The sequence below is a fragment of the Corynebacterium sp. KPL1824 genome (assembly GCF_000478095.1).
Lineage (GTDB): Bacteria > Actinomycetota > Actinomycetes > Mycobacteriales > Mycobacteriaceae > Corynebacterium > Corynebacterium accolens.
Map to the genome: position 1 here is coordinate 99,512 of NZ_KI515750.1, position 22,100 is coordinate 121,611.

General features: G+C 58.7%; 22 protein-coding genes and 1 tRNA gene. 7 read left to right on the forward strand and 16 right to left on the reverse strand.

Going from position 1 to position 22,100, the window contains the following annotated elements:
• Both HMPREF1267_RS06775 and HMPREF1267_RS06780 read right to left on the reverse strand, forming a co-directional pair.
• Nucleotides 1-563 (reverse strand): IS3 family transposase (locus tag HMPREF1267_RS06775; RefSeq protein WP_023028814.1); only part of this gene is annotated, 563 nt, incomplete at its 3' end.
• Nucleotides 563-871, reverse strand: coding sequence for a transposase (locus tag HMPREF1267_RS06780; protein ID WP_232215123.1), 309 nt, complete (start codon nt 869-871; stop codon nt 563-565). The genes HMPREF1267_RS06775 and HMPREF1267_RS06780, both read right to left, overlap by 1 nt.
• Nucleotides 872-958: 87 nt before the next feature.
• Here HMPREF1267_RS06780 and HMPREF1267_RS06785 point away from each other — a divergent pair, with 87 nt between their 5' ends.
• A complete protein-coding gene (locus HMPREF1267_RS06785; protein ID WP_023028815.1) occupies nt 959-1,780 on the forward strand; it encodes a RecB family exonuclease in 822 nt (273 codons plus the stop codon).
• A gap of 6 nt (nt 1,781-1,786) precedes the next feature.
• Here the strand turns inward: HMPREF1267_RS06785 and HMPREF1267_RS06790 are convergent, their stop codons facing one another.
• The 9 genes from HMPREF1267_RS06790 to HMPREF1267_RS06830 all read right to left on the reverse strand — a co-directional run bounded on the left by HMPREF1267_RS06790 (nt 1,787) and on the right by HMPREF1267_RS06830 (nt 11,485).
• Nucleotides 1,787-3,454 carry a formate--tetrahydrofolate ligase gene (locus tag HMPREF1267_RS06790; protein ID WP_023028816.1) on the reverse strand — a complete coding sequence of 556 codons (1,668 nt, stop codon included), beginning with the start codon at nt 3,452-3,454 and terminating at the stop codon, nt 1,787-1,789.
• A gap of 147 nt (nt 3,455-3,601) precedes the next feature.
• Entirely contained in the window at nt 3,602-4,909 is a 1,308-nt protein-coding gene (locus HMPREF1267_RS06795; RefSeq protein WP_023028817.1) for an anaerobic C4-dicarboxylate transporter, read from the reverse strand.
• A gap of 325 nt (nt 4,910-5,234) precedes the next feature.
• On the reverse strand, nt 5,235-6,797 hold the full coding sequence (gene aspA, locus HMPREF1267_RS06800; RefSeq protein ID WP_023028818.1) for an aspartate ammonia-lyase: 1,563 nt from the start codon (nt 6,795-6,797) through the stop codon (nt 5,235-5,237).
• A 111-nt stretch (nt 6,798-6,908) separates the two neighbouring features.
• Complete coding sequence (gene hisG / locus HMPREF1267_RS06805) at nt 6,909-7,754, reverse strand: ATP phosphoribosyltransferase (protein ID WP_005279189.1); 846 nt, start codon at nt 7,752-7,754, stop codon at nt 6,909-6,911.
• Between the two features lie 42 nt (nt 7,755-7,796).
• Nucleotides 7,797-8,060 (reverse strand): phosphoribosyl-ATP diphosphatase, encoded by a 264-nt coding sequence (locus HMPREF1267_RS06810; RefSeq protein ID WP_005279188.1) that lies wholly within the window; start codon nt 8,058-8,060, stop codon nt 7,797-7,799.
• Nucleotides 8,061-8,103: 43 nt separating this feature from the next.
• On the reverse strand, nt 8,104-8,826 hold the full coding sequence (locus HMPREF1267_RS06815) for an HAD family phosphatase (RefSeq protein ID WP_023028819.1): 723 nt from the start codon (nt 8,824-8,826) through the stop codon (nt 8,104-8,106).
• Between the two features lie 124 nt (nt 8,827-8,950).
• Entirely contained in the window at nt 8,951-9,334 is a 384-nt protein-coding gene (locus HMPREF1267_RS06820) for a hypothetical protein (RefSeq protein WP_005279186.1), read from the reverse strand.
• 24 nt (nt 9,335-9,358) lie between these two features.
• Nucleotides 9,359-10,597 carry a cysteine--1-D-myo-inosityl 2-amino-2-deoxy-alpha-D-glucopyranoside ligase gene (mshC, locus tag HMPREF1267_RS06825; RefSeq protein ID WP_023028820.1) on the reverse strand — a complete coding sequence of 413 codons (1,239 nt, stop codon included), beginning with the start codon at nt 10,595-10,597 and terminating at the stop codon, nt 9,359-9,361.
• A gap of 33 nt (nt 10,598-10,630) precedes the next feature.
• On the reverse strand, nt 10,631-11,485 hold the full coding sequence (locus HMPREF1267_RS06830; RefSeq protein ID WP_034654042.1) for an undecaprenyl-diphosphate phosphatase: 855 nt from the start codon (nt 11,483-11,485) through the stop codon (nt 10,631-10,633).
• Between the two features lie 66 nt (nt 11,486-11,551).
• On the opposite strand from HMPREF1267_RS06830, the gene HMPREF1267_RS06835 reads away from it, so the two are divergent.
• Together HMPREF1267_RS06835 and HMPREF1267_RS06840 are read left to right on the forward strand one after the other, a co-directional pair.
• On the forward strand, nt 11,552-12,604 hold the full coding sequence (locus tag HMPREF1267_RS06835) for a hypothetical protein (RefSeq protein WP_023028821.1): 1,053 nt from the start codon (nt 11,552-11,554) through the stop codon (nt 12,602-12,604).
• A gap of 3 nt (nt 12,605-12,607) precedes the next feature.
• Nucleotides 12,608-13,723: a quinone-dependent dihydroorotate dehydrogenase gene (locus HMPREF1267_RS06840; RefSeq protein WP_023028822.1), complete on the forward strand. Its 1,116-nt coding sequence runs from the start codon at nt 12,608-12,610 to the stop codon at nt 13,721-13,723.
• A gap of 64 nt (nt 13,724-13,787) precedes the next feature.
• On the opposite strand, the gene HMPREF1267_RS06845 is transcribed toward HMPREF1267_RS06840, so the two are convergent.
• Entirely contained in the window at nt 13,788-14,180 is a 393-nt protein-coding gene (locus tag HMPREF1267_RS06845; protein ID WP_023028823.1) for a hypothetical protein, read from the reverse strand.
• Nucleotides 14,180-14,719 (reverse strand): YbhB/YbcL family Raf kinase inhibitor-like protein, encoded by a 540-nt coding sequence (locus HMPREF1267_RS06850; RefSeq protein WP_023028824.1) that lies wholly within the window; start codon nt 14,717-14,719, stop codon nt 14,180-14,182. The genes HMPREF1267_RS06845 and HMPREF1267_RS06850 overlap by 1 nt, the downstream gene beginning before the upstream one ends.
• 238 nt (nt 14,720-14,957) lie before the next feature.
• Between HMPREF1267_RS06850 and HMPREF1267_RS06855 the strand changes: the two genes are divergently transcribed.
• From HMPREF1267_RS06855 to HMPREF1267_RS06865, 3 genes are all read left to right on the forward strand, one after another.
• Nucleotides 14,958-15,043, forward strand: a tRNA-Leu gene (locus tag HMPREF1267_RS06855).
• 102 nt (nt 15,044-15,145) lie between these two features.
• The gene (locus tag HMPREF1267_RS06860) at nt 15,146-15,886 is read left to right on the forward strand and encodes a TVP38/TMEM64 family protein (RefSeq protein ID WP_023028825.1); all 741 of its coding nucleotides are present in this window, start codon (nt 15,146-15,148) and stop codon (nt 15,884-15,886) included.
• 29 nt (nt 15,887-15,915) lie between these two features.
• On the forward strand, nt 15,916-16,488 hold the full coding sequence (locus HMPREF1267_RS06865) for a hypothetical protein (protein WP_023028826.1): 573 nt from the start codon (nt 15,916-15,918) through the stop codon (nt 16,486-16,488).
• 26 nt (nt 16,489-16,514) lie between these two features.
• Here HMPREF1267_RS06865 and HMPREF1267_RS06870 read toward each other — a convergent pair whose 3' ends face one another.
• Entirely contained in the window at nt 16,515-17,354 is an 840-nt protein-coding gene (locus HMPREF1267_RS06870) for a DUF3097 domain-containing protein (RefSeq protein WP_023028827.1), read from the reverse strand.
• A 33-nt stretch (nt 17,355-17,387) separates the two neighbouring features.
• On the opposite strand from HMPREF1267_RS06870, the gene HMPREF1267_RS06875 reads away from it, so the two are divergent.
• Nucleotides 17,388-18,161 (forward strand): hypothetical protein, encoded by a 774-nt coding sequence (locus tag HMPREF1267_RS06875; protein WP_023028828.1) that lies wholly within the window; start codon nt 17,388-17,390, stop codon nt 18,159-18,161.
• Between the two features lie 22 nt (nt 18,162-18,183).
• Here the strand turns inward: HMPREF1267_RS06875 and HMPREF1267_RS06880 are convergent, their stop codons facing one another.
• Nucleotides 18,184-19,257: a ferrochelatase gene (locus tag HMPREF1267_RS06880; protein ID WP_023028829.1), complete on the reverse strand. Its 1,074-nt coding sequence runs from the start codon at nt 19,255-19,257 to the stop codon at nt 18,184-18,186.
• A gap of 32 nt (nt 19,258-19,289) precedes the next feature.
• The gene (locus HMPREF1267_RS06885; protein WP_023017480.1) at nt 19,290-20,645 is read right to left on the reverse strand and encodes an NlpC/P60 family protein; all 1,356 of its coding nucleotides are present in this window, start codon (nt 20,643-20,645) and stop codon (nt 19,290-19,292) included.
• Between the last annotated feature and the right edge of the window lie 1,455 nt (nt 20,646-22,100).

A 22,100-nucleotide genomic window follows, 5' to 3' on the forward strand; every position in this document is an offset into this window, starting at 1 on the left:
ACATCACTACGCAGTGTATGTGCCATCCGCAGCGCTCGTTCGACCAGGTATGTATCTTGCACGCTATCCATAGCCCAGCCCAGTACCCTGCGGGAATGACCGTCGCGAACTGCGCATAAGTACAACCAGCCCTCGCCGGTGCGCAGGTAGGTAATGTCCGACATCCATACTCGATTGAGCTCGCCGGTATCAAACATGCGCTTTACCAGGTCAGGAAGAGCAGATTTACGCTTAGATTGAATCGTTGTCACCGGCACAAAAGCACGCGGTGAAATCCCTTCAATGCCCATCAGACGCATCCGCTTGGCCACAGTCTTGCGATTCACACTGATCTGGTAGCGCTCACCTAGCTCTGCGGTGATCCGCGGAGCACCATAGACCTCATCGGAGTCTTTCCAAATCTGATGAATCTTGCGATCAACATCATCGTAAAATGATGCACGATCATCCTTACCGGTTAAGCGTTGCTGCTGTATATGGGTCCATTTGTAGTATCCAGACCGAGATACCTTCAACAAGCGTGCCATGCGCTTGATGCTGTAGTTCGCCTTCTCCTGCTGCATTAATTCGAACTTTTCTGCTCGCGTTGCTTTGCGGCGAAGAAGGCTGTCGCTTTTGACAAAAACTCATTATCCATCTTGGCTTCTGCCAGCTCACGACGCAGACGAGCATTCTCAGCACGAAGATCAGCCTCGCTTAATCCATCGGAAGATCCTCGGCGTTGACGCTCATTTTTTACCCATCGGCCTAAAAGACCAGGTGCGACACCAATTTCTTTCGCTACATGAGCAATTGGGCGCTGCGATTCGATTACCAGGTTCGCGGCTTCGCGTCGATACTCAGGTGTGTATTTCTGGCGTTGTTGACTCACAATGAACATCCTCTCTTACGGACACAAGATCCGCACTAATCGGGTGTCCACTAAACGAGGGTAACCTCACGATAGGCTAGATACACCATGGCTACTTCATCTACTCCCCGCCCTCTTGCCCTGTCGCCCTCGCGCGCCTCCGACTACCAGCAGTGCCCGCTGCTCTATCGATTCCGGGCCATCGACAAGATTCCCGAGCCCAAGACCATCGCCCAAGTTAAGGGAACCCTGGTCCACGCGGTCCTAGAAGAAACGCATAAACTCCCGCGTGAAGAGCGCACCTACCCGGCAGCGGTAAAGATGATTAAACCAAGCTGGGCCGCGATGACAGAAAGGGACGCTGAACTGCTCGAGCTCGTGCCCGAAGAAGAAACGTATGACTTCTTCGTCGCGGCCCGCGAGCTGCTCAAGGGCTATTTCCAGATGGAAAACCCGCAGGGCTTCGACTGCCAAGAAACCGAGATGTATGTCAATACGGTCCTGCCCAATGGCGTACCCGTGCGCGGGTTTATTGACCGCGTGGACCGCGCGCCCACCGGCGAGGTGCGCGTCGTGGATTATAAGACGGGAAAGAAACCGGCACCGCGCTTTTCCCACAGCGCCCAATTCCAGATGCGGTTTTATGCCCTGGTGTACTGGCGCCTGCTGGGCACCATCCCCCACCAGCTGCGGCTGATGTATCTCAAGGTGCTGGATTCGATGTTTTTAGCTCCTACCCAGGAGGAACTCGAATACTTCGAGCGCGATCTAGGCCAACTGTGGGCCAAGATTGAAGCCGATGGGCGCGCCGGGGATTTTCGCCCGAAGCGCTCCAAGCTCTGTGATTGGTGCGCGCATCAGGCGATCTGCCCTGAACTTGGCGGCACGCCACCGGAGTACCCGGGGTGGCCGGGCTCCGCGGCGGATTAACTCCTTTTAGAACAGTCCGGATACCGTGCCATCGGCGGCGACGTCAATATTATTGGCCGCCGGCTTCTTGGGCAGGCCCGGCATGGTCATCACGTTGCCGGTAAGCACCACGATAAACCCCGAACCGGTGCGCGGCAGTAGCTCACGCACGTGCAGCGTGTGGCCTTCCGGAGCGCCCAATGCGGTTGCTTCATCCGAGAAGGAATACTGCGTCTTGGAAATGACCACGGGTAATTTATCCCAGCCATTGTCCTTGATGTATTGCAAGTCCTTCACAGCCTTTGAGCCGTATTCCACGCGGTCCGCGCGGTAGATCTCGCGGGCGATGGTCTCGATGGAGGCCTCGATGCCTTCTTCCGGATCGTAGAGCTGCTGCGCGCCGCCCTCGAGGTTCTCCAGCAAGGTCTCGGCCAGCTTCGTCGCTCCCGCGCCGCCTTCGGCCCAGACGTTGGCCTCTTCCAAGGCCACGCCGAAGTCCTTGGCCCAATCGCGCATAAACTGGCGCTCCGCCTCGGTATCGGACCAAAAGAGGTTCAGCGCGACGACGGGCTTGATCCCAAACTTGCGCAGGTTTTCTACGTGGCGCTCAAGGTTGACGATGCCCTTCTGCAGCGCCTCAAGGTTTTCCTCGGTGAGCTTGTCCTTGGCAACGCCTCCGTTGTACTTCTGCGAGCGGATCGTCGCCACAACCACCGCGCCGGCCACGTCCAGGTCACCAAACCGGGACTTGATATCCATAAACTTCTCGCCGCCAAGATCCGCGCCGAAGCCGGCTTCAGACAGCACGATATCTCCGAACTGCAGGGCGGTCTGCGTCGCCAGCAAGGAGTTGCAGCCGTGCGCGATATTGGCGAAGGGACCACCGTGCACGAGTGCGGGAACCCCGCCGAGGGTTTGCACGAGGTTCGGGTTCAAGGCATCGCGCATCAATGCGGTCAGCGCACCTTCCGCATCGAGCTCGCGCGCGGTTACTGGGCGCTGGTCATAGGTAAAGCCGACGGTAATATCGCCTAGGCGCTGCTTGAGGTCATCGAGGCTCGTCGCCAAGCACAAAATGGCCATGATCTCGGAGGCCGCCGTAATGGTAAAGCCAGTTTCTGCCGGCACGCCGTGTGCCGATCCACCAAGGCCGGTCACCACGTTGCGCAGTGCGCGGTCGTTCACGTCGACGCAGCGCTGCCACGTCACGCGGCGCGGGTCGATGCCCAGCTGGTTGCCCTGGTGAATGTGATTGTCGATGATGGCCGCCAGCGTATTCGTTGCCGCGGCAATGGCGTGGAAGTCACCGGTGAAGTGCAGGTTGATATCCTCCATCGGCACAATCTGGGCGTAACCGCCGCCCGCGGCGCCGCCCTTGATGCCCATTACCGGGCCCTGGGATGGCTCGCGCAGGGCCACGATGGCCTTCTTCCCAATCTGGTCCAAGGCATCGGTCAAGCCGATAAGCACCGTGGATTTTCCCTCGCCGGCAGGTGTTGGGGAGACTCCTGTCACCAGCACGAGCTTGCCGCGCTTGTCTTTGGCGTAGTCCACCTTGGTGATATCCACCTTGGCCTTCGTGGAACCAAAGGGAATTACTGCATCTTCAGGGATACCTGCTTTGGCTGCGATCTCCGCAATCGGCTGCAGGTTATGGGCTTGTGCGATTTCAACATCGGATGGCTGCGTAGTCATAGCACCTACCCTACCGATTTCTGGCATAAGCCAAGTCGCATGGGGTAAGAAATGTGAGACACAACATTCTTCGGGTGGGGTTGCCACATAAAAGTGGCGCCCTCTCTGCGGAGAAGACGCCACTGGGAATGCGAATTGAAGGACTCGCTAGATGATTACCGCGCCGAGTGCGTAGCCCAAGAGCACGGAACCGAAAATGCTGACCACGCCGGGGATGAGGAATGGGTGGTTAAAGACGGCCTTGCCGATCTTGGTCGTGCCCGTATCATCCATTTCGACTGCTGCCAGTAACGTTGGGTAGGTAGGCAGGATGAACAGGGCAGATACTGCCGGGAATGCGGCCACGGCGGTAACCGGGCTTACTCCCAGCGCCAAGGCGGCGGGCATGAGTGCCTTGGTGGTGGCGGCCTGCGAGTACAGCAGGGCTGCGGCGAAGAAGAGCACCACTGCCAGCAACCATGGCGAAGCTTCGATGACGTCGCCGGCCAAGGCCTGAATATCGTCCAAGTAGTGGTTGATGAGGGTGGTTCCCAACCACGCGACACCCAGCACACAGATGCAGGCGGACATGCCCGATTTAAATACCGGGGTGTTGAGGACGTCAGCTGCCGGAATCTTGGTCTTGAGCACGATGATCGTTGCGGCCGAAAGCATGACGGTCATAATCGCCTCATTGCGCGGCAACGTGGGATCCGTAATGAGACCAACCTGCTCGGAAGAAATGGTAGCCCATGCCATGACGATAACGATGGCGATAAGAAAGATAACGACGGAAGACTTAGCGCCTTCCTTTGGCTCATATTTGCTAGCACCAATCGGCTCTTTGACTAGGCCCTGCGCCTTGCGCTCTTGGTAGACGGGGTCATCTTCCAGTTCCTTGCCAAACCTATTGGCCAGCCACGCTGCCGGGAAGATGGACAGGAAGGTAGCTGGAATCAGCACGCCGAGCACCTGGAGGTACCCCACGCCCATGGGCTCAAGTAGGCCGGCCAGGATGACCACTGCGGCCGAAATTGGCGAGGCACAGATACCCATCTGCGCGGCGACGACCGCGATAGACAGCGGGCGCGACGGACGAACCTTGCCCTCCTTGGCCACCTCGACGATCACCGGCAGCGTGGAAAAGGAGGTGTGGCCGGTACCGGCAAGGACCGTCATCAGCCACGTCACGATGGGTGCGTAGTACGTAATTTTCTTAGGGTTTTTGCGCAGGAACTTCTCGGCCACGTGAACCAAATAGTCCATGCCGCCGGCTTTTTGCATGGCGGCGATGGCCGCAATCACCGTCATGATGATGGCGATGACATCGAACGGAATGTCTTCCCTAGTTACGGGAACTCCCGAAACACCCAAAAGGAGAACGCCCAGGCCACCGGCCATGCCGATACCTATGGACCCAATTCTCGCACCCAAGATAATGGCCGCGAGAACGATGACAATATGAACAATAACCATGGATACACTCCACACGTTCTCAACTACACGTAGTGGACCCGCCTTGACCTGCCGGTCGTGGACCACCCTTACACTTCTATTTTGCCCTGAATGTGTTGTTTTATTGACACAATATGCCCGTTTGTGTCGGTTCCCACATGTGTTCTACCTCGCGTTATAAACCGTTCGGTATATTTCCATGGCACTGCGCTATGGAAGCGGGAGACACCAATTCGGGCATAGACGAAAGAGGCCGCACACACCGTGGAGTACTCCCCTCCCGTTTTCCACGGGAAGAGTGAGCACGGTGTGTGCGGAATGTTGCGCTATGGCTCGTGGGCTTTACTTAGTTTTCGTCCAAGAAAAGCTGGCCGCGGAATTCTGGGTGCATGAGGTTTTCTACCGACAGCACCTTGTTCAGCGTTGCCTCATCCAGAAGGCCCTTCTCCAGGACGAGTTCCTTGACGCCCTTGCCGGTCTTGAGGGATTCCTTGGCAATCTCGTCACCGTTGTGGTGGCCAATGAATGGGTTCAGGTAGGTGACGATACCGATGGAGTTCTCCACGTACTGGCGGCACACATCGGCGTTAGCGGTAATGCCGGTGACGCACTTTTCGCGCAGCGCATCAACCGCGTTGCCCATAATGCGGATGGACTGGAACAGCGCCTCACCGATGACCGGCTCCATCACGTTGAGCTGCAGCTGGCCTGCCTCTGCGGCCATGGTCACGACGTGGTCATTGCCGAAGATCTTGAAGCAGGTCTGGTTGACAACCTCTGGGATAACTGGGTTGACCTTACCCGGCATGATGGAGGAACCTGCCTGGCGGGCCGGCAGGTTGATCTCGCCAAGGCCAGCGCGTGGACCGGAGGACAGCAGGCGCAGGTCGTTACAGATCTTGGACAGCTTCATGGCGGCGCGCTTGATGGCGGAGTGCAAGAATACGTAGGCACCGCAGTCAGAGGTGGCCTCGATAAGGTCGCTTGCAGTCTTCATCTCCAGGCCGGTGACTTCAGACAGAGCGGCGGTTACCTGGTGGCGGTAGCCGGCTGGGGTGTTAACGCCGGTGCCGATGGCGGTGGCACCGAGGTTGATCTGCAGCAAGCGGCTCTGTGCGTCGCGCAGAACGGCCTGCTCCTCGTTCAGGTTATTGGCAAAGCCCTTGAATTCATCGCCCAAGGTCATGGGGACGGCATCCTGTAGCTGGGTGCGGCCCATCTTCAGGATGTCTTGGAACTCATTGCCCTTGTCTTGGAATGCGGAACGCAGGCTGTCGATGCGCACGACGAGGTCATCGATGGCAGCGTACAGGCCCAGACGGAAGCCAGTTGGGTAAGCATCGTTGGTGGACTGGGACATGTTGACGTCATCGTTGGGGTTGATGATGTCGTAGGAACCCTTCTCCTCCCCCAAGTGCTCAAGGGCTAGGTTGGCAACGACCTCATTGGTGTTCATGTTCAACGAGGTGCCGGCGCCGCCCTGGAATACATCGAGCGGAAATTGGTCCATGCAGCGGCCCTCGTCCAAGATCTGGTCACACGCCCAGATGATGGCCTCCGCCTTCTTCTTTGGCAGCACGTGCAGGCGACGGTTGGCCATCGCGGCAGCCTTCTTGACCTGCACCATGCCGCGGATGAAGTGCGGAATGGTGTTAATGGTCACGTAGGAAATCTGGAAGTTATCCATCGCGCGGACGGTGTGGACACCAAAGTAGGCATCAGCAGGAATTTCCAAGGCACCGATCAGGTCGGTCTCCGTACGAGTGTTCTTGCTCGACGTCTTTGGCTGCTTCTGCTCCGCTACCTTTTGCTGCGCAGAATGGGTGGTCTTATCCTCCTGCTGCTTTTCCTGCGCGTCCTTTGCGGCGGGCTTGGTGTCTTTGTCTTCTTTCTTAGACGACTTTGCCATGATGGCGCGGCTCCTTTGCCTGTCGAGAATGATGTCCGAGTAAATGTTCTCAAGCGCCAATGGTAGCCACGTTTCGCCCCAGTTGGGACGACCAAGAATTTAATACTCCCCCTAAAAGCGGGCAATGCGGAGATCGGAAGCCAAAATTGCCTCCGCACCGAGTTGGGAAAGTCGATCCATAATCTGGTTGGCTTCCTTCTGCGGAACCATCGCACGCACCGCCACCCAGTCTTGCCGCGCCAACGGTGAAACCGTTGGTCCAGTCAGGCCCGGAGTAACACCAGCTGCTTTGTCCAGGTTTTCTTCCGCGATGTTGTAGTCGATCATGAGGTAGGTGCGGGCGTGCAAAATTCCTTGGATGCGGCCCAAGACCACCTGCTCTTCCGGCGTCACCTCTGCATCGTGGCGTTTGATAACCACGGCTTCTGAGGTCACGATGGGCTCGCCAAAGGGCGCCAAACCCTGCTGCCGCAGCGTAGTACCAGTTGACACGACATCAGCAATGACATCGGCCACGCCCAAGTGGATGGAGATTTCTACCGCCCCGTCTAGGCGGATGACATCGGCGGAAATTCCCTTCTCCGCCAGGTCCTGGCGGACCAAATTCGGGTACGACGTAGCCACACGCTTGCCCTCCAGGTGAGAGATATCCCACCCCTCTCCTTGGGGTGCGGCGTAGCGGAATGTCGAGTCACCGAAGCCGAGCGAGAGGACCTCTTTAAATTGGGCATTGGAATCGAGCGCCAAATCGCGCCCCGTAATCCCTAGATCGAGCACGCCGCGGGCAACATAGATCGCGATGTCCTTCGGGCGGAGGAAGAAGAACTCCACCCCGTTATCCAGATCCACCACGTTCAGGGTTTTGGAGTGGCCGCGCCCCTTGTATCCGGCCTCACCAAGGATTTCTAAAGCCGCCTCCGATAAGGACCCTTTATTTGGTACTGCAATTTTGATCATGCTGTTCTCCAGGATTTTTGCTCCACCGCAGGTGGCAACAAGTTATAGGTATTTATAAATATCTTCAGGGCGCAGCCCGCGCTTGATCATCATGACCTGCGTCCAATAGATAAGCTGCGACATTTCTTCCGCCAGTTCCTCATCGGACTGGTATTCGGCGGCGATCCATACCTCGCCTGCCTCTTCGATGATCTTTTTGCCAATATGATGGGCGCCTTCTTCCAGCGCCTGGACGGTCCCAGAGCCCTCAGGCTTCTGGTCTGCTTTGTTTAGTAGCTCAGCAAAAAGTGTCTCAAAATCCTTCACGGCTACCTATTGTTCCACAGGTAAGCAGACAATGCGAAGGGTTTTATTTCATTTCCTGGATAGCCCGGAACCACTCGTAGACATCCGTGTGGAGCGCGCCGGCGAGGTGGCGAGAATCGCGCAGCCGAGAGATTTCTACTACCCCGTCCGGTACTTCCACTCCTTCATCTTCTGGCAGACCGATAACGGTGCATCCCGCGGCCACGGCAGCGCGCATACCTGCCGGGGAATCCTCAAATACGAGGCACTGAGCTGGATTAAGCTGCAGGCGCCGGGCCGCTTCCAAGTACATGTCTGGAGCAGGCTTGCCGGTGGGAACTTCATCGCCGCAAATAGTGTCTACGAAATACTCGCTGCCGATGACAGCAATGGCGGCGTCTGCAACGTCGCGGTCCGTATTCGTCGTAACCATCATCGGCATGCCGTCGTGGTGCAGCGAAGTTAAAAGCTCAGGGATGCCGGGAAAGATTTCGAGGCGGCCGGCAAAAAGAGTCTTCATATAATCAAACATCTTGTGCCGGTAGGCCTCGACATCGCCTGCGCCCAAGACAACCCCAGCGTTGTCGGCGCAAATGCGCAGCGTCGTCGTAAAAGTAGCCCCCACGGTATCCATCCGTTGGCTTGGGGTAAGGCGTTTTCCCAGCACTTCTGAAAGGTAGTACGTCGCCTCGCCCCACAGGGGCTCCGAGTTGGTTAAGGTGCCGTCCATGTCCCAGAAAATCGCCGCTGGACGGGGCAAAAGCTGGGAATTACTCACTGTGGTCATACACACTCCACCGGATTTTCCGACATAGAATTAAGGCTCAGCGAGGGAGAAATTCGCGCTGCGCGGTGATCGATCAACTTCACCTTAGGAATCTACCCACGGCGGGCTGGCGCCGTAAAGAGGCTTAGAAGTCCAACTCGGGAATCTGTGATAGCGCCTCATCATCGGCACCGGTTGCCGCGGAGGCGTTGTACATAAGCTCGGCGATTTCTTCTTTTTCCTCCGGCTCCACCACGGCATCGTGTTGCTTGCGATTAAAGGTGGCGAGTTTTTTAACGGTCTTATTCAGCACCGCGGCGAGCTGGCCGCCATCAGGATCATCCGGCAGCCCGTCTAGCCCGTCCAGCATCTGCTCGAGGTGGCCTTTAAGTTCTGGTAGCACCGCCGCGTTAAACGGCGCCTCCCAGAACTCTTTTTCCTCATCCTTGAGGTAATCACCGGTGGCAAAGGACTTCAGATCAGCAATGAACTCATCAACGGTGGGTTGGAAATCTGCGCGAATGCTCATGCTGTCGATATTGCCCTAAGTTGGCTAGGCCCGCACGCCGAGCAGCGAATCAAGTGCGGTACGCACCAACTGCGCAGCCCCTTCCTCGTCCTCGCCACGGTCACTGCCTGCCCAATTGTCGATGGCGCGCAGCGCGGCGGGGGTATCGAGGTCATCGGCAAGCGCTTGGCGAAGCCCCGCTACCGCATCCTCCGCAGCCGACAGGGCCCCAGGGGCCTCCAGGGCGGTCCGCCAGGTGGCCAGGCGGGCCTTGGCCTGGTCGAGCACCTCATCGGACCAGTCCCGCTCGGCGCGGTAATGGCCGGAGAATACGCCAAGGCGAATGGCGGAGGGATCCTCGCCCTGCTCCACGAGCTTGTGGACGAAGACCAGGTTGCCCAGGGACTTGGACATTTTCACGCCGTCGAGGCCAATCATTCCGGTGTGGACATAGAACTGCGCCATGCGGTCTACGCCCAAGGCGGCCTCTGCATGCGCGGCGGAAAATTCGTGGTGCGGGAACTTCAGATCGCTGCCGCCGCCTTGTATATCAAAGGTGCTGCCCAAGTAGTTGGTGGCAATGGCAGAGCACTCGATGTGCCAGCCAGGGCGGCCTGGACCGAAGGGAGACTTCCACGCCGGTTCGCCTTCGCGGTGGGCGCGCCAAATCAGGGCGTCCATGGGGTGCTTCTTGCCTGGGCGGTCGGGGTCGCCGCCGCGCTCGGCAAAAAACTCCCGCATCTGTTCCATCGAGTAATTGGATTCGTAGCCAAATTCCTCGGTGGCATCGATGGAGGCATATACATCCGGGTACTCTGGGTCATCGACCACGTAAGCGGCGCCGTTATCCAGCAGCTTTTGCACCATGTCCACGATCTCATCGACCGCTTCCATGGCGCCGATAAAGTGCTGTGGCGGGATGACCGATAAAAGCTCCATATCGGAGCGGAAAAGGTCGATCTGGGAGGTGCCGAGTTCGCGCCAATCAACGCCGTCGCGCTCCGCGCGCTCAAAGAGTGGGTCATCGACGTCGGTGATGTTTTGCGCGTAATTGACCTTCTTGCCAGCGTCCAGGAACTGCCGGTAAATCAGATCGAAGGTGAGATAGGTGGCTGCGTGGCCCAAGTGGGTCGAATCATACGGCGTAATGCCGCACACGTACATGGTGGCGGTATCCCCCTTTACCTGCACAGGGGCCTTGGTTTGATTCGCGGAATCGTAGAGATAGAGCTGCGCCGCGTCGCCTGGGACGCGACTATAAGAAGGTGTTGGCCAAGAATGCATGGCACCTATCCTAACGCGAACTTATGGGGTGCTTTAAATGGGCTGTAGGACTCCCAAGGCCAGCAGAATCATCACGAGGATGCCCACTGGGATGCGGTAGGCCGCAAACCATGCAAAGGAGTGGTTGCCCACGAAGTTCAGCAACCAGGCAATCGACGCGTAGCCCAAGGCGAAGGCAATTCCGGTGCCGACGAGCAGCTGCATACCGGAAGCGGCTTGACCGGCCTCGGGCGCGAAGGCATCGGGAAGCGAAAAAAGCCCCGAAGCCAGCACTGCCGGAATGGCCAAGAGGAAGCTAAAGCGCGTGGCCACCTCACGATCAAGGCCCAAGAAAAGACCACCGGAAATGGTGCCGCCCGAACGCGAAACGCCAGGAACCAGCGCCAAGCACTGGCACAGGCCCATGATGATGGCATCCTTCATCGTGAGCTCGTCATAACCGCGCTTTTTGGAGCCCACGCGCTCTGCGGCGATGAAGACGAAGGAGAAAAGGATCAGCATCGCGGCGGTGATCCACAGGTTGCGCAGCGCACCGCGGATGGCATCTTCAAAAACCAACCCGATAACGCCGATGGGAATGGATCCGGCGATGACCATCCAGCCCATGCGCCAGTCCTGTCCGCGCGAGGCGGGGTTGGTCCACCCACGCAGCCATCCGGAGAGGATTTGCCAAATCATTGGAGCAAAATAGACCAGCACGGCAAGCTCGGTGCCGAGCTGAATGACGGCTGTAAAGGAAGCACCGGCATCGTTGCCCCAAAAGAGCTCGGAAACAATGCGCAGGTGCCCCGAGGAGCTTACCGGGAGAAACTCCGTAAGCCCCTGCACAATGGATAAAACGATAACTTGTGCCCAAGAAACTGCTTCGGTCGCGGTATCAGAAATCACCCGCCATACACTACCGCCGCGCACGGCTTCGGGAAATCGCAACGCGCGCTGTTAGGATAAGTATCCGTGAAATCACGATCCCGCTCCACACTCGTACTATCCAGCTTGCTAGCACTCTCCACTGCTGCGCTGGCCGCCTGCGATTCCACCGTGGGCGTAGGCGGTGATCCCGAAACCGCAGTGAAGGGCAACGCCACCCCGGCCGCTTCTCCGAGCGACATCGATCCAGCCGGCACGGTCATCGACCTCGATGAAGACATCACGGATCTGGCCGCGGTCAAAGATACGATTGCCGTTCGCACCGCGGACCAGGTGCGCATTGGCAGCCAGGATGACTTTGCCGCCAAGAAGGCCAAGAGCATCGATGTCGATTCCACCTGCGGCGATTTGAGCTCCTCCGAATCTGGATTCGTCTTGGCTTGCCCGGATAAGGTCCTACTCATTGATCCTTCTGCGCCGGAGTCACCGGAAGAAATCAAGATGGAGGAAGACTTCCAGGTCACCGCTGCGACCCAACTTTCCACCGGCGAAGTCTTTGTCACCGCAAGCGACTCCGCTGTGGTCGGCCGGTACAAGGATGGCACGCGGGACGGCGAAATCTCCGTCGAGGCCGGCTCGGACCAGATGCTCGCCGTTCCCAATGCGGACGGCGATGACGGGATTGTGCGCATTCAGCGTTCGGATTCCACCATCCAGAATATCGATTGGCCCAATGACCGCGCCGGCGGCCGGTTGCGCGCTGGCCAGGGTGTCGGCCAAATCGCGGTGGGTAATAACGGCGTCGTGCTCGCCTCCGATACCGAGGGCGGCCGGATCGCGGTCTATACCTCCGATGACGTCGTCCGCCTGCACCAATACGGCGTGGTCGACGGTACCCCGTGGGCGGTGGCCTGGGATGACTCGCGCGAGCTCGCGTGGGTTACCACCACCGATAACAACATCGCACACGCCTATTCCATTGACAAGGGCGTTCCCGAATCCCGCGGCGAGATTGCCACGCTTGCCGATGCCCAAAATATTTCCGCTCTTTCCAATGGCACCATCGTGGTTGCCTCCGCATCCGGCCAGGGGCTGCAGTTCGTGGCGGATCCACACCTGACAAAGGCAAAGGAGTCTTAATCCATGGTTTCGACCTTCGATTCGCTGCGCAAAGGCGCCTATCAGCTGGCGCTGCGCGGGATGTTTCGCTTAAGCCCCGAGCGCATCCACGGCATTATCAACTCTGGCCTCCACGGTCTGCACGCGGCAGGGCCTGCCAATCGCGCGCTTGGCCGCATCCTGCCGGTCAACGATCCGGTCTTGACACAGGAAGTATGCGGGATCACCTTCCCGCGCCCGCTTGGCCTGGCGGCTGGGTTTGATAAAAACGCCGCTGCCGCCGATGCCTGGTCGCCGCTTGGTTTCGGCTATGCCGAGCTGGGCACCGTCACGGCGCAGGCGCAGCCGGGCAACCCGACTCCCCGCCTCTTCCGCCTCAAACAAGATTCCGCCATCTTAAACCGGATGGGTTTTAATAATGAGGGTGCGGCGGCCGTGGCAGAGAATCTGCGCAAGCGCCGGTACAACGACGTCATCGGGATTAATATCGGCAAAACCAAGGTCACCCCAGCCGAACGCGCCGTGGATGATTACCGCCGCTCCGCGTCCGTTTTAGGCGGTCTGGCGGACTACCTGGTGGTCAATGTCTCTTCCCCCAATACCCCTGGGTTGCGGGACCTGCAGGCGGTCGAATCGCTTCGCCCCATCCTGCGCGCCGTGCAAGAATCCACCGATGTCCCCGTCATGGTAAAAATCGCGCCGGACCTTTCGGATGCCGATGTCGATGCCGTTGCCGATCTCGCCGTGGAACTGGGCCTTGCCGGCATCGTCGCCACCAATACCACCATCTCCCGCGAGGGACTGAACACTCCCCGCGCGGAGGTAGAAGCCCTTGGCGCCGGTGGTATTTCCGGCCCACCGGTGGCCGAGCGCTCCTTAGAGGTACTCCGCCGCCTGAATGCGCGCGTGGGCTCGCAGCTTGTCCTGATTTCCGTCGGTGGGATTACCACCCCGGAACAGGCGTGGGAGCGAATTGCCGCCGGTGCCAGCCTCCTCCAGGGCTATACCGGGCTCATTTACGGCGGGCCGGACTGGATTCGGGATATTCACAGGGGCATCGCCAAGCAGATTCGCGCCCATGGCCTAAGCAATATCTCTGAGGCAGTAGGCTCCAACCTGCCGTGGAAGGCAATAAACTAGCAGCTCATTAGATAGCACAATGCCACGTGTTTCCACACGTGGCATTGCTTATTTATAGGCCCGCTTAGGAGGTCGCCATAACGCTGCGCCGCAAAATTAAGGCACAGATGGCGGACATGCCGGCATAAAAGAGCAGCCAATACTGCTGCTGAATCAGCAAATCGTGTTGCGGAAGAAAGCGACTAGCAATAATCAAGAGCACCGCCACCGCCAAGGCGATGATCTGTGCGCGGCTACCGGCATGCTCCTTGCTCATCGTGCTGAAGGCACCCACCATCACCGCTGCAATAATGATCGCGAGGTTGCTGTAGGTCCAGACAAAGGGTGCGCCCCATCCTTCACTAAAAACGGAAATGAGGGCGAACAGGACCAGCACAAAAGCGACGACCAAAAAAGCGCCGCCCACCCGCAGCGCTGCGGGTGGGGTCACGGGATTCTTAGAAGCGGAGCTCGCCATTACTTGGCCTCGTACCAGCCCCAGAGGATTGCCCGGCCCAGTGCATGGAAGTGCAAGTTGAAGCCGAGGACGGTGGGGGAAGAATCCGGATCGATATCAAGTTTTTCGATGTCTACGGCGTGGACTGCGTAGAGGTAGCGGTGCGGAGCGTGGCCGGCCGGCGGGTTGGCACCGAAGTGGGTGCGGTTGCCGGAATCATTGCGCAGGCTAATAACACCGTCGATGCCAAGATCCTCTGCCGCACCGGCATTGGTGGGCAGCTCCGAGACATCGGTGGGGATATTAAAAGCGGCCCAGTGCCAGAAACCGGAGGCAGTCGGTGCGTCTGGGTCAAAGCAGGTTACCGCCAAGGACTTGGTTCCCTCCGGCAGTCCGGACCATGCCAGCTGTGGGGAGACGCTTTCCGGCGCGCGGTGCTTTTCTGGGATCTCATCGCCTTCTACCAAATCGGTAGAAGACAACCCAAAGCTGGGGAGATCGCGTAGCGGGGCGTACGGATCAGGTCCAGGGAATCGAGTGTCATCTGCATAAGAAGTCATGTACCCCTTTGTACCGCAGATCACACGCGCTTGTCGATGTCCCTCCCACTCACCCCACCACCGTCCAGCTGGTTTCAAACCGTGCTCCTATGTAGGCGCTGCGGCCACCCAAGTTACATGGATGTATTTACCCGCCTTGCGATCGTCCGGTTTATGAGCGCCTAACTGGCGATTTGTATTCCAAAGGACGGACACGATAAAGTTTCGAGGTGCCCAACCGAGAGGTTGCAAACACCCTGCCCGGGTGGCGGAATGGCAGACGCGCTAGCTTGAGGTGCTAGTGTCCTATTAACGGACGTGGGGGTTCAAGTCCCCCTCCGGGCACACTGTGAAGTCTCGAGACATCGTTCCTACGGTGCCTCGAGATTTTTCTATAAGTACTGCTCTTTTCTAAAAGCACGGCCGCGCCGACTACGATACGAACGCATGACCACTTTCCGGGATTGGATACGCAGCTTTGGTAGCTTCTGCGTTCAACTCGCCCACTCTGCGTGGGGCTCAGTCCGCGCGTGGTCACCGCGACGCTGGGCGCTTATCATCGCGCTCGCGCTTGCTGGAGTTGCGCTTTTTGTCTGGCTCGACATTCCCGATCTCTCCCAGATGCGGACGGCCGCTGCCCACCTGGGTGCGTGGTTTCCGGTTACCTTCACGCTAGGTTATGTCATATTTACGCAATTTCCCCTGCCTCGGACCATCTGGACGGTTGCAGCAGGCATCCTTTTCGGCCCCTGGCAGGGTCTTGCCATTTCGCTATTCGCGCTCACCATCTCGGCCGTATTATCGCTGCTGATTGTGCGCAGCCTGCTCGGAGAATGGATCAGGCCGCACCTTGCCCACCCCGCGGTTTATACCATCAATACCCACTTGGAGCGGCGCGGTTGGCTGGCCATCGCTTCCCTGCGCATGGTCGCGGGGGTGCCCTTTAGCCTCCTCAACTACGTCGCTGCGCTTACCCCCATCAGCGTTTCGCACTTTACGGTGGCTACGTTTGTGGGCTCGATTCCCACTACGGTCATCGGCGTCTTTTTCGGCGATGCGCTTACCGGTACGGCCAGCCCTGGGATCATCGCTGCCTTTATCGTCTTTGCCCTCGCCGGCATCGGCGGGCTTGTACTCGATTCGCGCCTGCCGACTCCCGTCCAGTCAAGGTTAAGCGGTAGACTGTAACGAACTGCTCGCAATAAAGGAGGATCCTCGTGCTCGCTGTCCATGCCCGCTACCGTGGGCGTTCCGTGCGCCGCGCTGAGCTCGTGCAGCGCTCGGCCGCCGCGCTATCCACCCTCGAGGGCGTCAGCGAGTTTCACGTCCTTGGCGTGGAGGATATTTGCGCCGTTGTCGATTCCGCCACCGCAGTCTGTGAGGTCGTCATGGCCTTGCTTGCCGATGGCGACTGGGCCATCGGCATCGGCATCAGCCCCGGCAACCAGGCAGACGAGGAAAGCGCGCGCCACGTGGCCACCGCTGCGCTGAAAAATTCCGCGCGCATGGGGCAGGTCTATACCAAGCTCAATAAGCGCGGCCGTTCCGCAGAGGCAAGCGATATCGCCGCCGCCTTCGCGCTCATTGGATACGTGCTGAATAAGCGCACCATCGAGGGCCGCGAGGCAACCTCGCTGGTACGGGCGGGGCTCAATCAAAATGAGGCCGCGGAAGAATTGGGCATTTCCAAACAGGCGATGTCCCAAAGGCTACAGGCTGCGGGCTGGAGCGCCGAGATGGCCGGGTGGCAATTGGCGGTCAACCTCATTGAACGCGCCAATCTAGCCTAGGCCCAGAAAACTCGGCCCGCGGCGGCTTAGACAAGGTCTGATTTGTGCAGCTCCGGCGTGGTCACAAAATCCACCAGCCGCTCGACCGCCCCGATAAGGCTCGAGTCCAAATCCCGGAAAGAATGGACCGCGTTATAAACGTGGCGCCACCCATCGGAGGGATCAGACCATCCCACGCGGCGGCAAATCCCCGTTTTCCAATCTTCACCGCGCGGTACCTCCGGCCATGCTTGCAGGCCTACCCGTTGCGGTTTTACTGCCGCCCAAATATCCACAAAGGGATGGCCGGTGACTAGAACGTGTTCCCCCACTGACTCGGTCATTCGCGTTTCTTTCGACCCCTTGACCAGGTGGTCCGCGAGCACGCCGACCCGGCGGCCAGGGCCAGGCTGAAATTCGGTGAGCCTTTCTTCGAGGTTGTCCAAGCCTTCTAGGTATTCCACGACCACGCCTTCGACGCGCAGATCGTGCCCCCACACCTTTTCCACGATGGCGGCATCGTGGACGCCTTCGACCCAAATGCGCGATGGCGCTGCTACCTTGGCCTCTACGTTTTCTACCCGCCTAGAGCCCGAATTCGATTTGCGGGGTGCTTGCTTGGGCACATACCGAGTGAGCGTCACCGGCTGGCCTTCTACTAAGAATCCGCCCTTGATGAGGTTAAATACCCGCTCGACACCGTGGCGGTCCTCTAACCGGACGACCTCACCAAAGACGGTCTTATCCACACCTAAAACGGCGCCCACAAAGTCATCACCGCGCACTTCCACCACCATGCCCGGCTCTGCCGGCACTTCTGGGTACTGGGTGGGCTTGCTGCGTCGGTGCCCAGCAAAAATATCTCCGCCATAAGGATCTAAACTCATGGCCCGATAGTCTATCTACTACACTTGCTCGCCATGGATATGCGCGCCGAAGTGTGGTCCCCTCTCCAAAACTCCGCCATCTGGCTCGCTGCGTGGTTGTGGGGACATGAGACAACAGATGAGCTGCTCGATGCCCTGACGGAGCTGGGCGGGCGCCCCGAATGCCTCGATGAATCCCCCTTCATCGATCTGCTCGCCCTGCTGCGGGCCGAAACGAATGAGCTCACCTCTCAGCCAGGCGCGGGCGGGGAGCCCCTCCTCCGGCTTATTTTATCCGGCCCAGGTGAAGCGCCGGCGCTTCCCGCAGGTTCAGAATCTACCCGTGCGGCGGCACAAAGTTCAGCGGGCGCCATCGTTGTGCGCACCAATGATCCGGAAGTCTCGCTCGTCCTTATCCCCCATCCCCGCCGAGCCCATACGGCATGGCAAGTGATCCGCGAGGATCAGCCGCTGCCCTCACCAGCCTGGCTGAGCCCCGGCGAAGCAGACGCCTTGTTAACAAAAGCAACGAATGAATCCGCCGATCTCATTACGGCCACCGGTTACCAGTCCACCGCGCTGACTAATCCCCGGCTCACGGTGGGTACCCTGAGCGATTTTTATGACACGCCCGGCCTGCCATCGGCCACCCCGCCCCGGGCCGCGAAGCTTTTTGCGCGCGCGGATCGCGTTGCCGCGATCATCGAAACCGTCACGGATAGGATCAACGATCACAGCCTCGACCCGGAGCTTCTCCGCCTGTGGCGCCATATCCGGCAGGCGCGGATGACGGGAGTGGCTTATTCGGCAGCGGAATTCGCTCGCTGAAGCAGGCTCGCACGCGGGCCCTTTAGTGGGCGCGGATATCGCAGCAGCCTGCAGCGCAGGGCGCGCCGTTGGTGGTACACCCCTGGACGGTGACATTCCCGCTGGTCTCCCACGGTTGCCCTTGTTCGAGTTCTTCCACCAGATCCACGATCATGCCGGCAAAACGCTGGGAGGGGCCAGCGGTACGGGCGCGTTCGACCTGTACGCCCATTTCATCGGCAGCGGCTTGCAGCTCAGAATCCAAGTCCCAGATGACCTCCATGTGATCGGAGATAAAACCGATGGGGCACACAACGACGGCGTCTACGCCGTCGTGGTCATGGATTGTGGTGGTGTGGTCCACGATGTCAGGTTCTAGCCACGGCGTCTTCGGATTGCCGGAGCGCGATTGCCACACCAAATCGTAATCCGAGATTCCGGCGCGCTCGGCCACCAAGCGCGAGGCTTCGGCTACTTGCCGGGAGTAGAGGTTCTTGTCCCCGTCGGCGCCACCGACATTATCGTGTGCATTCGGCACGGAGTGCGCCGTAAACAGCATGCGCGCGCTGTCCATCTTCTCGGCGGGGATACGCTGCCAGGCCTCGGCGACGGCATCGACCATCTCCGCGATGAACTTGGGGTGATCATAAAATTGCCGAATCTTGGTGAACTCGATTTCTGGCAGCCCCTTATCTGCAAGGTGCTGGCGCATCGCCGCAATGTCCTCATCGTATTGCCGGCACGCGGAGTAACCGCCCCAAGCCGAGGTGGCAAAGACGGCCACGTTGCGGATCCCTTCTTCCGCCATTTTCTCTGCGGTAGCCGTACCAAAGGGGTGCCAGTTTCGGTTGCCGAAATAAACCGGTAGATTATGTCCGCGTTTTTTCAGCTCGCTTTCGACGTTATGGATAATTTCCCGATTCAACCCGTTGATCGGGCTTACCCCATCAAAGTGGTAATAGTGCTTGCCCACTACTTCTAAGCGCTCGCGCGGAATGCCTCTTCCCCGCGTAACGTTCTCTAAAAACGGAACGACCTCCTCGTTTCCTTCCGGGCCACCGAAAGAAAGAACGAGGAGGGCGTCGAATTTTTGGGCAGGATGCTGTGCGTCAGTCATGCCCTAAATAGTAGCAACCACAAGGCTAAGAATTAGAGAAGGCGCACGACATCCGGGGTCGCACCAGCCCAGCGCACAGGGGAGACCTGTACGTTCTGCCCAGACTGCGGGGCTTCAATCATTTGGTCATTGCCCAAGTAGATTGCCACGTGCTGGCTGCCGCCGGCACCGTAGAAGATGAGGTCACCGCGTTGCATGTTATCGCGCGAGACCTTATTGCCCATTTGGTACTGCGCACCAGAATAGTGTGGAAGGTCTAGGCCGGCCGCGGCGAACGCGTACTTAGTCAATCCAGAGCAATCAAAGCCGGTTCGGGCGTAGTCGCCAAAGCTATCGGCAATGCCGCCGTCCCGGAGTCCACCGGTGGGGCCATTATTGTCGCCACCGCCCCACACGTATGGGGTTCCGACAACAGATTCTGCGCGAGCGATGACCGCCTCAATCTGGCTGCTGTTGCCCGGGGCAGCGCTGGATGGGGTTCCCGATCCCTGACCGAAGGCGGAAGGATCAGTGCTTGCCGATGGCGCCGTATCCGGGCTGCCAATCCCCAACAGGTCCGCAGAACCCGCCATCAGCGCCCGCACATCGTCCTGATCGACGGCTGCGGCGAGCTCGCCGGCAATGTCCATAACATCCGATGCCGAGGATCCGGTGCCGTAGTCCACCGTGTTAAAGGACGGCGTTGCCCCTTGGTTAAGCGCGGTGCCGAACTCTGCCTTCGGGGTAGTCGAGTGAGCCTGCCCCTCTACAGCGGCGCCATCGTTGGCCGCCTCAGGTAGTGGTGCTTCATCCGGAACGATTTCGTCGGTAAAGTCTTGGACCTTGTCTTTATTCAAGCTTTGGGATTTGACGGAATCATCGGCAAGCGCATCCGCATCTACCCTAAAATCAAGGTTATTATCTTGATTTTGCGCACTTGGAAGGTCGCCCTGGTGGGTCACTTCCCTTGCCTGCTGCTGGTGTGCAAAAGAGGCCTCGGCGAAGTTGCGCGTGGCATTCATTTGCGCTTCCCGCTGGGCCAAGTTGCGGCGGTGCTCGACCAATGCCGTCTCGGCCGCGCGCTTCTCGGCATACGCCTGGTCAAGCTCTGCCGCATCGTCTGCAACCTCAGGGTCGGCCGAAAGCTCGGCGATGCGATCCGTCGCGGCCGCTGCTTGTTCCTCTGCCTGGTCGAGCAGCTGCCGTAGCTGATCTACCTCCCGCTGCTGAGCATCAACATTGGATACAGCGCGGGCGATGGAGGCATCGGCATCGGCCTGGGCGGGATCGGGGTACTCTTCTGCTCCCGCGGGAGCGACGGCGGTCAGGGGTGCTAGCGCTGCGGTACCTGCGACTGCAGCAATGATTGCGCGAACGTGTCGAATGCGCGGTAAACGAATGGTGGCCACTGGAATTCTCCTTGTTGGATCACCTTCCTTTTTAAGATTGGGACACAATGAGCCGTAAATGGACATAGGAATGCCCGAGATCTTTAGCTTGCGCATTTCGCACAGCAGCAAGCCCTGAGTCTTTAGTGGTATATTCCACATCCGATAGCTACCTACCCAGAGGATTATGGGTAGGCGTCTTCGCCCTGGCAGCCCTCGGCTCCAGGAGGTAAACGGCACATGAGCCCGAAAATCTAGAGACTTCACCTAGGGAGTGCGCACGTCTAAAGCCCTATGCACTGATGCTTAACTGTGCTGCCTCACGGCTCAATGCCCATCACTCGCTACTATTTCCCCATACCAGCGACGTATATGGTGCACTTCTCCCACGTGTCTTACGCGGTTTATTGTGAGCGTGAGCGCCCTAGCCTTGCGGGAAGCATCTATGCTCCCATCGCAGTGCCAATCCGGGAGATCCGGAATTGGCGCATCTTCATCGAGCTTCGCTTATGGCGTGCGGTGAGTTTGGGTAGCTGGCAGAGTCCAGGCCCCCTCGCACGCTGCGCTTGGCATAGTGAGAACTGCCCTATGATCCTTGGCGCGACTCGCCGCGGCGCAGTGAAAATACAGCTCCAAATCTGGGCTTATCCCTGCGAGGGCAAGCGGCCACAAACCATGAACAGGCCACACGATGCTGGCCCTAGTGTGATTTCGGTTCCCTCTTTCTCTCATTCTGCGCGTACCCGACTGCGCTCCTCCGCGAACCTTGCGACCGGGTCCCGCTTCACCGGGAGTCCAACGTTGAAGGGTTCAGGGAGAACCACATCCGCATACCCACACGATGGAGCTCTAGCGAACTCGTCTCACCACTTTTAAGGAAGGTGGGTTGATGTTTATTTTTTCGAACATTGTCATCGCTCAAGTGAAAAGTTTTTCTACCCTCCCGTTCGAGAGGTCCCTCTGGTTCATTGACTTCCAAGTACCGCCAATTCCTCGATTCCCGCGAGGCGTGCTTCCCCACATACCCGTGTGAATCTTCAATTGACCGTCAAGGCTAAGCCCATGAACTCAAGAAGATATTCATGTCCCTTGAGTCGACACTCGAACCATACGTCACGACACGCCCTTTTCGCACACATTCCACTTAATTACGTGGAGTCAAGTTAAACCACATGACACAACAGGCGTACCTAACCTGCAATGATTTTGTTACCATCCCGTTATTGTGATGTTCATCACTTCAACTTCTAGATTTTACGGCCTACCCGGCCGTGAGTGTCGCCAAATTCAGGACCGATTCACCGCCCGAGAACCACTCCCCCGGCCCCAGTCAACCACTAAGCCTTTACTTGGACCCCTCCCCCGCTCCCCTGGCTCCCTTTAGGCGTGTGGAGTTTTCTTCATTCGCGGGCGCCCGGTGCCACCCGGCGGAGGCCTATAGCTGCCCCAACTATGACGCCGCCGCTTGACGATCAT

Bases quoted from the DNA above. Each gene is read 5' to 3' on its own strand.
- HMPREF1267_RS06785 (WP_023028815.1), top strand. From the start codon at position 959: ATGGCTACTTCATCTACTCCCCGCCCTCTTGCCCTGTCGCCCTCGCGC.
- HMPREF1267_RS06790 (WP_023028816.1), bottom strand. From the start codon at position 3,454: ATGACTACGCAGCCATCCGATGTTGAAATCGCACAAGCCCATAACCTG.
- HMPREF1267_RS06795 (WP_023028817.1), bottom strand. From the start codon at position 4,909: ATGGTTATTGTTCATATTGTCATCGTTCTCGCGGCCATTATCTTGGGT.
- aspA (WP_023028818.1), bottom strand. From the start codon at position 6,797: ATGGCAAAGTCGTCTAAGAAAGAAGACAAAGACACCAAGCCCGCCGCA.
- hisG (WP_005279189.1), bottom strand. From the start codon at position 7,754: ATGATCAAAATTGCAGTACCAAATAAAGGGTCCTTATCGGAGGCGGCT.
- HMPREF1267_RS06815 (WP_023028819.1), bottom strand. From the start codon at position 8,826: ATGACCACAGTGAGTAATTCCCAGCTTTTGCCCCGTCCAGCGGCGATT.
- HMPREF1267_RS06820 (WP_005279186.1), bottom strand. From the start codon at position 9,334: ATGAGCATTCGCGCAGATTTCCAACCCACCGTTGATGAGTTCATTGCT.
- mshC (WP_023028820.1), bottom strand. From the start codon at position 10,597: ATGCATTCTTGGCCAACACCTTCTTATAGTCGCGTCCCAGGCGACGCG.
- HMPREF1267_RS06840 (WP_023028822.1), top strand. From the start codon at position 12,608: ATGGTTTCGACCTTCGATTCGCTGCGCAAAGGCGCCTATCAGCTGGCG.
- HMPREF1267_RS06845 (WP_023028823.1), bottom strand. From the start codon at position 14,180: ATGGCGAGCTCCGCTTCTAAGAATCCCGTGACCCCACCCGCAGCGCTG.
- HMPREF1267_RS06850 (WP_023028824.1), bottom strand. From the start codon at position 14,719: ATGACTTCTTATGCAGATGACACTCGATTCCCTGGACCTGATCCGTAC.
- HMPREF1267_RS06860 (WP_023028825.1), top strand. From the start codon at position 15,146: ATGACCACTTTCCGGGATTGGATACGCAGCTTTGGTAGCTTCTGCGTT.
- HMPREF1267_RS06870 (WP_023028827.1), bottom strand. From the start codon at position 17,354: ATGAGTTTAGATCCTTATGGCGGAGATATTTTTGCTGGGCACCGACGC.
- HMPREF1267_RS06875 (WP_023028828.1), top strand. From the start codon at position 17,388: ATGGATATGCGCGCCGAAGTGTGGTCCCCTCTCCAAAACTCCGCCATC.
- HMPREF1267_RS06880 (WP_023028829.1), bottom strand. From the start codon at position 19,257: ATGACTGACGCACAGCATCCTGCCCAAAAATTCGACGCCCTCCTCGTT.